Origin of the sequence: Providencia sp. PROV116 (assembly GCF_028482485.1) — a bacterium.
In the GTDB taxonomy this organism is placed as follows: Bacteria; Pseudomonadota; Gammaproteobacteria; order Enterobacterales; family Enterobacteriaceae; genus Providencia; species Providencia rettgeri.
Genome location: NZ_JAMPQO010000003.1, coordinates 63176 through 74764, shown reverse-complemented (window position 1 = coordinate 74764; position 11589 = coordinate 63176). Strand labels below are relative to the sequence as shown.

Here is an 11589-nt window from a genome sequence, read left to right as displayed (position 1 = left end):
TTATCGCAATGGGTTAGATAAATAAGGTGCTTTATGGTTATTAAAATACAACACCTACCACTATTATTGTGTTTAGTTTTAATTGGTTGTTCATCGACATCCGTTAAAAGAACGCCACCACCACCGCTAAAAACACAGTTATCTGATCCAATTATGACGATAGCGCAATTAAAAGACCAACTAGAGCAGTGGTATGGTACGCCTTATCATTATGGCGGCATGAATCAAAATGGTGTTGATTGTTCTGGTTTTGTCTATCGCACATTTAATGATCGCTTTGCCATTCAATTACCTCGTACAACGGTAGATCAAACTCAATTAGGCACACGGATTGATAAATCAGATTTGATGCCAGGGGATTTGGTGTTCTTTAAAACAGGTTCAGGAGAGAATGGGTTGCATGTGGGTATTTACGATACCGATAATACATTCATTCATGCATCAACGAGTAAAGGGGTGATCCGTTCATCAATGGATAACGTCTATTGGCGAAAAGTGTTTTGGCAGGCAAGACGCATCTAAATTCGCTATTTTCCTCAGTGATTATGCTATCTTAAGGGCAAGTTTTGTTTTAAGGATAGCCTAATGTCAACAGTACGTTTACTCATCTCTGAATCCTACGATCCTTGGTTTAACCTTGCGGTTGAAGAAACCATTTTCCGACAAATGCCAACCGACCAACGTGTTATGTTTCTTTGGCGAAATGCTGATACGGTGGTTATAGGGCGTGCACAAAACCCGTGGAAAGAATGTAACACTCGGAGGATGGAAGAAGATAATGTTCGTTTAGCACGGCGTAGTAGTGGTGGTGGGGCTGTTTTTCATGATTTAGGTAATACCTGTTTTACGTTTATGGCAGGAAAGCCGGAATATGACAAAACAGTTTCTACACAAATTATTGTCGATGGATTGGCACTTGTCGGTATTAACGCACAAATCTCTGGCCGTAATGATTTAGTTTTAGAAACTGAAAGTGGTCCGCGAAAAATATCGGGTTCTGCATACCGAGAAACGAAGGATAGAGGTTTTCACCACGGAACCTTGCTGATTAATGCAGATTTAAGTCGCTTAGCAAACTATCTGAATCCAGATCCGAAAAAATTACAGGCAAAAGGGATTACGTCAGTGCGTTCTCGTGTGGCTAATTTATCTGAGCTTGTCCCCAATATTTCTCATGAAATTGTTTGTGAAGGAATAATTAAAAGCTTTTTTAATTACTTCGGTGAAACGGTCGCTGCCGAGTATATTTCTCCTGAAAAACTACCTGATTTGCCAAATTTCGCAAAAACCTTTGCAAAACAAAGTAGTTGGGAATGGAATTTTGGGCAAGCCCCGGCTTTCTCTCACTATTCAGATACCCGTTTTCCTTGGGGGGGAATTGAGTTTCATTTTGATATCGAAAAAGGTGTGATAAACCGCTGTCAGTTTTTTACGGATAGTTTAGACCCATCCCCTTTAGAGTGGCTGAGTGAGCAATTGACAGGTAAAGCGTATCAGGCAGAAACAGTACGTGCATTGAGCAAAGAGATGGTTGTGAAATGGCCGCAATTGCAGGAACAGTTGGCTGATTTGGAAAACTGGTTAGCCCATGAATTAAGTTAAAAAAAGAGCCGACATAGTCGGCTCAGACATAGACTTCAAAATTACAAATAACTAATAGGAAGGAATGTTCTACAATAATTAGTTATGACAACTACAGGTCATAAAATTTTTGCATTCAGGTAATTCACCTGATTGGCGAAATTTTGCAGGCGTTGTATCAAAGTGCTTTTTAAAGATACGGGTAAATGTCGCCTGTGAGCTAAAGCCATATTGCAATGCGATATCAAGAATAGGTAAGTTACCTTCACGTAATGATTTAGCTGCTTCTAATAAACGACGTTTACGGACGTATTCGCCAAGCGTGCAACCTTTCATTTCTTTAAAAACACGCTGTAAATGCCATTTTGAATAACCGCTTTTATCGGCAATTGTGTCGATTTTGATGCCTTCATTGCGTTGCAACTGACTTTCAAGCCATTTAACAATATCGTTGACTACACTTTCTGACATATTTACCTCCTACTCAAGTAGGCTATTGTTCATTAATAACTAATAATAACTCATGAAATTAGGGTCTATTCTTCCTGTTTTTCCGATATATCGATAGGCTAAACGTGCGGTTTTTTAATGAGAATAACTATCAGTACAATAGATGTTGATAAAATTAACATTTTAAACATTCAATGCTGTATGTTTAAAATTGTTTTAATTCAAATGATTATGTTTATTTTTCTATTTTTTATGTGAATTGAAGAGAATTTTTTCATTATATTCAAAAAAATTGTTTAAGCCATTCGAAATTATTAACCAAGTAAATAATTGAAAAATTATTGTTCCATTTGTAACCGTTTTTCTATAACAATAAACAGGAAATTCCGAGGCAATTGCTATGGTGGGAAATCTCTATAATGACAGTATTTGTAGGGGTAATAAAATATAAGCCTTAAGTAAAACTCTTTGTGTGGGTAATAGACAATTATTCTATTTTTATATCAAAAAGTAGATTATTTTGTTGTTAATTAATGAGCCAAAGGGTTCTATGGCAAATTTCATATCTAACCTAATCCACAATTATTGATTGGAAAGTATTTAGAAAATTACCATGAGAAGCCCATTTATATTTTTATCATTCTTTTATCAAATACGTGATATCGAAAGAATTTGTTTACTCCATTCTATTTGTTCTGGTGTACCTTCTATACGTTGCCCATACATTTGAATAAGTTGATTACCTTGCTTATCAAAGACCTCTAAACTAGTTACAAACCCATCTTTAGTCGGTTTTCGAGTCACCCAGCATTCGGAGATACCATTTTCAATGAAATGCAATTGAAAGTTATGACCAGAAATATTGAGCGAATTATTTTTTGTTAACTCTTTTATTTTGCCAGTAAAAATCTGAACACAGCCACGATTTCCGACAAAAAGCATCACCTCATTTTGTGCTTGGTATGCAAGAGAAAGCAGATCAGATAAGGCGGTGGTAGGAACTTGCCATGCTAATTCTTGGCTAACCGCACGGAAAACTTGCTGACGACTTAAATTATGTTTTTGTAAAATTCCAAAAAACTGGTGCACATTAGTCATATCTCGCCATTGTTGTTCTAGCTCAGTGGCTAGTTCTTGACTAATTTCTTGTGTTGAAGGTGGGAGAATTTCTTTTGGTACAATAGGTAAGTTATCCTGCGAAGCATAGCGTTCAACAATAGCCTGCCACTCAGCCATATCCGTTTTATCTGTAGCATAAACCTGATGTAATGCATCCCCATGCTTATCAAAAAATTGCATACTATGGCGTAGCCCTGTTGAGGTTTCTTCAACAAGAGCAAAAGTGGAATCCCATTGTGCAAAAAACATGCGTAAATCGAGTGCTTTAGGATTTAAAAATAGCCCGCCATGGTGACTAAACCGCGGGTTACTATACTCACCGGTTTGAATACTGATGGCATAGTTATTGCGTGTTATTCCCTTCGCTTGGCCGATAGAGACTAAATTTTGCAAGATATCTGCCGGTTTTCCTGATAATCGAAGAACTTTCTCATTTCCTACACGGCAATGAACTAGTTGTGCTTCTGAAACCTGAAGTAAGGCAGCGATTTTGTGAGGGCATAAGTCAGAATGTGATTTTTGAATTTGTTGGTAATCATTGTAGAGGTTTGAGTTCACAAATTTTTCCTTGAAAAATTAAGATTGCCGGGAGAAAGTCATCAACTGATTTGTTTTATTTTAAATACTAGCCAAACCAGTTGATAACATGCGATTTTTAATGCGTTACCATGAGTAATTTACGTTAAGGTGGAAATTTCGACCTTCCTGAGGAACACCCATTGAAGAAACATATTGTTTATCGAATGCGTTCTTCATCGTTAGTGTTGAGCTGAGGCCTTTAATAAATTGGTCGGCTTGATAGTTGAGATAAAAATCATGCAGGCTATAACCTGCCTGTTGAATAACCTCTTTGTGGTAGCGGTCTAAGCCTTTATCCGATTTATGGTGTGATAACTGGTATTTTACATTACCTTCAAATGCAGTTTTTCCCGTAAATTCGCCGATCCAGCCGATATTGACTCCTGTTTCAAGTACGGGAGCATTGAAGCGAGCAACTAGGGTTTCAGGACGTATTGATGAAAGAGAGTAATGTGAGCCATCTTCATTACCTTGGGTTAGGTTGTGACTGAGATTAAGCTCAAACCATTGTGTTTTGTAATGGATAAAACTATCAAATCCGCGAATAGTAGCAGAAGGTATATTTACAAAATAAAGTTCTTTCGGAAAATGCTCGGTTCTAAACTTTCTTATGTTAAATATTTCTTCGTATTCTCCTTCAAGAGCAATGTGGTCTTTGGCTTTTGTATAGAAATAAGTTGAACCAAAATGTAGAGAGTCCCTCGCTATTAGCAGATCATCGAAACTGAGTTTTACCCCTGCTTCTATAGTTTTATTGACTTCCGGTAGTAATTCCGGGGAAGGGCGGAAGTCTGATTTCATCCCGATGAAGGGGATCGTGAAATGATTTGAATTGTTATACAGCTCGCTCATACGTGGGGTACGGTAGCTTTCCGAATAAGAAGAAAAAATATTTACCCAGTGTTGTGGGGTGGCACTGACAGCAAAACGTGACGACCAATTAGTATGAGCATTTTTAGCTATGCGCGTGCTATCTGTTTGATATCGTGTAAAACGAGTGCCTGCAGAGAATGTGATAGGTAAGTGTTGTAATGTCATGTCATTGACTAGCCAACCTGAAGTATTAGTTAATGACGCTGCCGGGTAGCTAATCGCATATTGGTTTGATTTTTGTTGTTGTGCGTAATACTCAACGCCACTTTGGATATGATGATTTGCCCAGCGATACATTGGAATGGTGAAGCTATTGGCGAATTTAGTTCCGTAGGTGTATTGATTTCGCCTTTCTGTACCGTACTCTTTGGGTTTTGTGGTGATCTTGACCGTGTCAGTTTGGTCTAGAGATAAATCACTATAGTAAATATCCCACTCAGCCTGCCAGTTAACGCTATTTTTAGGGGTAAAGTATTGGCTTATCGCGACATCAAATTGGCGACTGTTTCTTTCATGTGGTGTATTCGGATAACGCTCTTTGGTTGTTGGTTTACTGGGTTGTTTCACCCCTAAGCTTTCATTGCGATAATCTTTTAACTGAATTGCTAAAAGGTAAGAGGGAGTCGCTGTCCATGTGGTTTTTAGCATCCAATTATGAATATTTTCATGATTATCGATGTGTGCAAAATCAGGTGAGCCAATCAAATTTTTCTTGCGTTGACTGTAGCTGATTAATGTATCAAGAGTGTTGAGACGGCCGAATAGTGTTCCTCCTGCATAGTAACTATGTTCATTGTGATCTATACCGCTGAAAATACGGCCACCTAGATTTTGATTGGGTTTCAAAATATCAGTAGCATTTAATGTTTTGAAAGAGACTACCCCCGCCAAAGCGCCACCGCCATGGTGTATCGAAGAGGAACCTTTATGGATATACACCTTTTTTACTAAAGTTGGGTCAATAAATGTTGCATCATATAGGCCTGAATTAAAGTCTTGAGTGATATTATCAACGGTTACTTTTACGCCTCGGGGATCATAGCCCCGCATTTGAATACTTTGCCCATAAGTACTATTGGAACCAGAGACAAACACCCCAGGTTGGCCTTTTAATAAATCAAGGGCGGATGTGGCGGCTTGCTGTTCGGGGGCTTGGGCATCAATAACCTCAACATTCTCTGCAACAGCAATTTTTTCTAAGTCATAAGGTGAGGTAGAAACGTGAATAATGTCGCGGGTATCCGTTGTTGACACTGCTTTTGCGGGTAATAAATTTTCAGCTAAGGCTGTGTTGTTAAACCCTGTCATTATAATGGTAGCTGCAATAGCGGAGAGTGGTATTTTATGTTCTTGATGAGTTGATGTAGGCATCGATTTAAACAGCATAGGAAATCCTTTCCTTTGGTTTCAAAATTTGCTGGCTGCCTGGATAAAATCTCTGGGTGGCATGCAATAAGTGTTCGCGTAGCGTATTTATTTGTTAGAACTATTTAGCACTGTAATGTTGTAGCGGATAGTCGGGCTGGGCTACAGGAAACCGAACGCATAAATTAGTTCGTAGTGAGAATTATTATCGTTAGTGTGGGGTGGGTCAAGACTTTTTTGGATTAAAATTCTATTTTATTTGATTAATTAGAGTATTATATCGTTTTAATTATGTTTAAATAATAATTATTTCTGATTTAAATATAAAGAAGCCCTTTAGTAAACGAAACTAAAGGGCTTGTAATAGAAGAATTTTGGAATTATTGGGTTTATTTAAAGCGTGATTCAACAGCTTGAGCAAGAATTTCAATAAGTTGCTCGGTATCTTCCCAGCCAAGGCATGGGTCGGTAATTGATTGACCATAAACCAAAGGTTGGTCAGAAACCACTTTTTGCGTGCCTTCAACCAAGAAGCTTTCTGCCATTACACCACTGATAGCGGTAGAACCATCTTTTATTTGTTCAGCGATATCTCGAGCAACTTCGAGTTGGCGACGGTGAATTTTTTGGCAATTACCATGGCTAAAATCGACCACTAAATGCTCTGGTAATTCAAATTTACGTAGTTTGTCACAAGCTGCGGCTAAGTCACCGGCAGTGTAATTAGGTTGTTTACCCCCACGCATAATGATATGACCATGTGGATTACCACTAGTTTGGTAAATGGTCATTTGCCCGTTTTTATCTGGTGATAAAAACATATGCTGTGCCTTTGCAGCTCTTATTGCATCAATGGCAATATTAATATTACCGTCTGTGCCATTTTTGAAACCAACAGGACAAGACAATGCGGATGCCATTTCACGGTGAATTTGGCTTTCTGTTGTGCGAGCACCTATTGCTCCCCAACTAATCAGATCTGCAATATATTGCCCGGTGACCATATCAAGGAATTCGGTTGCCGTGGCTAACCCTAATTGGTTAACTTCAATTAATAATTTACGAGCTAACCGGATACCGGTATTAACTTGGCAAGAATTATCAAGGTTTGGGTCAGAAATTAACCCTTTCCAACCCACGACAGTACGTGGTTTCTCAAAGTAAGTTCGCATGACGATTTCTAAACGGTCTTGATGATGCTCTCTTAATGCGTTTAATTTTTTAGCGTATTCAATAGCCGCATCGATGTCATGAATCGAACAAGGGCCAACAATAACCAGTAAACGCGGGTCTTGACCGGATAATATTTGTTCTATGCGTTTGCGTGACGCTGTCACGTTTTCGGCGACTTTTTGGGAAATAGGAAACTCATAAGCGAGAGTTTGTGGGGTAATTAAGCTATCCACTCTCGCAGTACGTAATTCATCAGTTTTGTGCATTTTCTTTCTCAAAGAACTTTAATAGGCGTATGCCCTATAAGTGATTAAGATCACAATAAACGAATGTGGCGTAATTTCAACCTCCAACTTAGCTGGAATGAATATTTTTTTTATTTGTATTCATTAAAAGATTCGTCTTTGTAAGCCCATGGTATCAATCACTTTTGCGGAAATTTCTTCAACAGAGTAGTTAGTTGTATTTAAGTAATTGATTTTATTTTGTCTAAATAAAGCTTCAACTTCAGCTATCTCAATACGACATTGCCTTATGGAAGCATAGCGGCTATTTTCACGGCGCTCTTCACGGATGGCAGCTAACCGTTCAGGGCTAATAGTTAAACCGAACAATTTATGCGTATATGGGCGTAATGCGGCTGGTAACTGTAAGTTATCCATATCGTCAGCCGTAAATGGGTAGTTTGCAGCTTGGATACCAAATTGCATCGCTAAATAGAGACTTGTTGGTGTTTTGCCACAACGTGAAACCCCTATCAGTATCACTTGGGCTTGATCCAGGTTTCGTAACGAAATCCCATCGTCGTGAGCCAGTGTATATTCAATGGCAGCGATACGTGCATCATATTGATTCATATTCTGCATAGATAAACCATGGGTTCGGTTAAGTTTGGGTTCAGGTTCTAGGCCGACTTCTTTTTGAATCGGGGCGACTAAGCTCTGAACGATATCTTGGCAGAACCCGGCACTTTGAGTGATGATTTGCTTTACTTCGGGGGAGATAATCGAATAGAACACCAAAGGGCGCAATTGCGTTTCTTGGAAGATAATATCAATTTTTTGTTTAATTTCCTGCGCGCGAGCTTCGCTTGTGACAAACGGCAGAGTATAAGAAATAAATGACAGCGGAAATTGAGAAAGTACGGCATGCCCCAAAGTTTCAGCGGTGATCGCTGTTCCATCAGAAATAAAAAAAACTGTGCGTTGAACTTGGCTTGCCATATTATTCATTGCTCCTAATTCGGTCATCATTATTTGTCTCTTATTGTATTTATCACTGGATATTGGGAGATATTATCTTTGTTTAAAGTTTAAAAATTAGTTTATAGGGGGAACTATAGCCATTTTTTGAACGATTTTTAGAACAAAAAAGTTTTCTTCAGTGATGGAACGATTCACCAGTCCATCTTCTCTTAGCGTCTGTGCTAGTCTATTTCACGAGGCGAATTTTCGCCAACGAGATTTTTTACGATTTGTACTCTGTCACTAAATTGCTATAAAAGGATCGCTTTCAATGTCCACAAATGGCCTCACTCCGTGTAATGTACTTTGGTATAACCAATTAGGGATGAATGATGTTGACCGTGTTGGGGGCAAAAATGCTTCTCTCGGTGAAATGATCACTAACTTATCTGATCTGGGAGTATCCGTACCTAACGGTTTCGCGACAACCGCACAGGCGTTTAATGATTTTCTGGAGCAGAGCGGTGTAAATCAGCGCATTTATAACCTGCTAGATGAAACGGATATTGATGATGTGAACCAACTGGCTGTAGCAGGTGCTCAGATCCGTCAATGGGTGATTGATACACCGCTGACGAAGGAGTTGGAACAAGATATTCGTGATGCATTCGCGCAACTGTCAGAAGGTGAAGCGGAAGCCTCATTTGCTGTCCGGTCATCGGCAACGGCTGAGGATATGCCTGACGCTTCGTTTGCAGGGCAACAGGAAACATTCCTTAATGTTCAAGGGATAGACGCAGTCTTAGTTGCGATTAAACACGTTTTTGCTTCATTATTTAATGACCGTGCGATTTCATATCGCGTTCACCAAGGCTATGATCACCGCGGTGTAGCACTTTCTGCGGGTGTTCAACGCATGGTACGTTCAGATTTAGCCTCATCGGGTGTCATGTTTACGATTGATACTGAATCGGGCTTCGATCAAGTCGTATTTATCACCTCTGCGTATGGTTTAGGTGAGATGGTGGTGCAAGGCGCTGTGAACCCTGACGAGTTTTATGTCCATAAACCAACGTTAACCAACAACCGCCCTGCGATTGTACGTCGTACACTGGGCTCAAAAAAATTACAAATGGTGTATGCCAATAGTAAAGAGCACGGTAAACAAGTACAAATCGAAGATGTGCCAGAGGCTCTACGCAATCGTTTCTCTTTGGCTGATCACGAAGTTGAAGAGCTTGCACGTCAAGCTTTACAGATTGAAAAACACTACGGTCGCCCAATGGATATCGAGTGGGCAAAAGATGGTCATAATGGGCGTTTGTATATTGTTCAAGCAAGGCCAGAAACCGTTCGTTCTAATCAACAAGTGATGGAGCGTTACCAATTAAAACAACAAGGACAAGTTTTAGTTGAAGGGCGCGCAATTGGTCATCGTATTGGCTCAGGGGCGGTTAAAGTTATTCATAACTTGAGTGAAATGGATAGAATTCAGGCGGGGGATGTACTCGTTACCGATATGACCGACCCTGATTGGGAGCCTATCATGAAAAAAGCGGCTGCGATTGTTACCAATCGTGGTGGACGCACCTGTCATGCTGCGATTATCGCTCGTGAGTTAGGTATTCCAGCCGTTGTCGGTTGCGGTGATGCGACTGACCGTTTGCAAGAAGGCCAAGAGGTGACTGTCTCTTGCTCTGAAGGCGATACAGGCTTTGTATATGAAGGTAAACTTGCATTTGAAATTCACAGCTCTGAAGTGAGTGATATGCCAAGTCTAGATGTCAAAATTATGATGAACGTCGGTAACCCTGACCGTGCATTTGATTTTGCTTGTTTACCTAATGAAGGCGTGGGCTTAGCTAGGCTTGAATTTATCATCAATCGTATGATTGGTGTTCACCCAAGAGCGTTGCTGGAATTTGATAAGCAATCTCCTGAGCTACAAGCAGAAATTCGCCAAATGATGGCAGGTTATGATGACCCGATTGAATTTTATGTCGGCAAATTAACCGAAGGAATTTCGACTTTAGCCGCAGCCTTCTGGCCAAAACGCGTTATTGTCCGTTTATCTGACTTCAAGTCAAACGAATATGCCAACTTAGTCGGTGGGGATATTTATGAACCTGAAGAAGAAAACCCAATGTTAGGTTTCCGTGGTGCAGGGCGCTATGTGTCTGATAGCTTCCGTGCCTGTTTTGCATTGGAATGTGAAGCGGTTAAACGTGTTCGTAATACCATGGGCCTAACAAATGTTGAAATCATGATCCCATTCGTTCGCACGGTTGCACAGGCGGAAGCCGTAGTTGCAGAATTGGCTAAACATGATTTGAAACGTGGTGAAAATGGCTTAAAAGTTATTATGATGTGCGAAATCCCATCAAATGCTTTACTGGCTGATCAATTCCTCGAACATTTTGACGGTTTCTCTATCGGTTCGAATGATATGACTCAGTTAACATTAGGTCTTGATAGGGACTCGGGTGTTGTTTCTGAATTATTCGATGAACGAAATGATGCCGTGAAAGCGATGTTATCCATGGCAATACAGGCTGCAAAACGCCAAAATAAATATGTAGGCATTTGTGGGCAAGGGCCATCCGACCATCAAGATTTCGCTCAATGGTTGGTTGATGAAGGTATTGATAGTTTATCTTTAAACCCTGACACCGTTGTGCAAACATGGCTAACGATAGCTGAAAATCAATAACTATTTAGTTTTTTAATTATCAAGGCTGAATGTAAATAGCATTCAGCCTTTGTGTTTACTTAATCAAAGCTACCTATTATAGAAATTGATAAATTCTATAATAGGTAGTTTGATATTAAATAGTTTTGAATAAGTGGTTGTGTAATGCTTTTTAGGCATAAACAAACAATAAGCTAAATATAATTACCCTTATTATGCGTATTAAATTTAACAGGCAAGTATATGCTAAATAAGAGTAACGTAAGTTAATTAATTATATAACGCCAAAGGAGTATTATAACGGATAATAATGACAGAAATTGATGTTAATCAATAATTATAAAGTGATGTTCTGATTATGACATGAATAGTATTCATATTAAATAAAGATAAAAAAAAAGCCTATCATGGGCTGACAGGCAAAGACTACACACAGCAATTCAGTTAATAAAGCAACGCCTAAAGGGGGAAGGGCGCGGCTTCTTAGATTCATATGATTCAATAATTGAATATTAAACTATTCATATTATACAATCATTAAGAACACTCTCAATATTAATATTACTCATTGTTACT

General features: G+C 39.2%; 8 protein-coding genes. 3 read left to right on the top strand and 5 right to left on the bottom strand.

Translation table 11 applies throughout. The features are described from left to right. Positions 1-33 precede the first annotated feature (33 nt). Positions 34-522, top strand: coding sequence for a C40 family peptidase (locus tag PSE72_RS03300; RefSeq protein WP_004910384.1), 489 nt, complete (start codon positions 34-36; stop codon positions 520-522). A gap of 63 nt (positions 523-585) precedes the next feature. Further along, on the top strand, positions 586-1602 hold the full coding sequence (locus PSE72_RS03295; RefSeq protein WP_198641221.1) for a lipoate--protein ligase A: 1017 nt from the start codon (positions 586-588) through the stop codon (positions 1600-1602). 78 nt (positions 1603-1680) lie between these two features. Here PSE72_RS03295 and PSE72_RS03290 read toward each other — a convergent pair whose 3' ends face one another. The 5 genes from PSE72_RS03290 to ppsR form a co-directional block, all read right to left on the bottom strand. Next, the gene (locus PSE72_RS03290; RefSeq protein WP_004910390.1) at positions 1681-2052 is read right to left on the bottom strand and encodes a helix-turn-helix domain-containing protein; all 372 of its coding nucleotides are present in this window, start codon (positions 2050-2052) and stop codon (positions 1681-1683) included. Between the two features lie 627 nt (positions 2053-2679). Then, the gene (locus tag PSE72_RS03285; RefSeq protein WP_115167377.1) at positions 2680-3708 is read right to left on the bottom strand and encodes a hemin-degrading factor; all 1029 of its coding nucleotides are present in this window, start codon (positions 3706-3708) and stop codon (positions 2680-2682) included. Positions 3709-3813: 105 nt separating this feature from the next. Next, positions 3814-5988: a TonB-dependent receptor domain-containing protein gene (locus tag PSE72_RS03280; RefSeq protein WP_109911257.1), complete on the bottom strand. Its 2175-nt coding sequence runs from the start codon at positions 5986-5988 to the stop codon at positions 3814-3816. A 368-nt stretch (positions 5989-6356) separates the two neighbouring features. After that, on the bottom strand, positions 6357-7406 hold the full coding sequence (locus tag PSE72_RS03275; protein ID WP_115167376.1) for a 3-deoxy-7-phosphoheptulonate synthase: 1050 nt from the start codon (positions 7404-7406) through the stop codon (positions 6357-6359). A 123-nt stretch (positions 7407-7529) separates the two neighbouring features. Continuing rightward, positions 7530-8393: a posphoenolpyruvate synthetase regulatory kinase/phosphorylase PpsR gene (gene ppsR, locus PSE72_RS03270; RefSeq protein ID WP_110731880.1), complete on the bottom strand. Its 864-nt coding sequence runs from the start codon at positions 8391-8393 to the stop codon at positions 7530-7532. Between the two features lie 262 nt (positions 8394-8655). On the opposite strand from ppsR, the gene ppsA reads away from it, so the two are divergent. Continuing rightward, a complete protein-coding gene (gene ppsA / locus PSE72_RS03265; RefSeq protein ID WP_115167375.1) occupies positions 8656-11034 on the top strand; it encodes a phosphoenolpyruvate synthase in 2379 nt (792 codons plus the stop codon). Positions 11035-11589 lie beyond the last annotated feature (555 nt).

Coding starts and splice junctions, on each gene's coding strand:
- PSE72_RS03300 (WP_004910384.1), top strand. CDS start 34: ATGGTTATTAAAATACAACACCTACCACTATTATTGTGTTTAGTTTTA.
- PSE72_RS03295 (WP_198641221.1), top strand. CDS start 586: ATGTCAACAGTACGTTTACTCATCTCTGAATCCTACGATCCTTGGTTT.
- PSE72_RS03290 (WP_004910390.1), bottom strand. CDS start 2,052: ATGTCAGAAAGTGTAGTCAACGATATTGTTAAATGGCTTGAAAGTCAG.
- PSE72_RS03280 (WP_109911257.1), bottom strand. CDS start 5,988: ATGCTGTTTAAATCGATGCCTACATCAACTCATCAAGAACATAAAATA.
- PSE72_RS03275 (WP_115167376.1), bottom strand. CDS start 7,406: ATGCACAAAACTGATGAATTACGTACTGCGAGAGTGGATAGCTTAATT.
- ppsR (WP_110731880.1), bottom strand. CDS start 8,393: ATGATGACCGAATTAGGAGCAATGAATAATATGGCAAGCCAAGTTCAA.
- ppsA (WP_115167375.1), top strand. CDS start 8,656: ATGTCCACAAATGGCCTCACTCCGTGTAATGTACTTTGGTATAACCAA.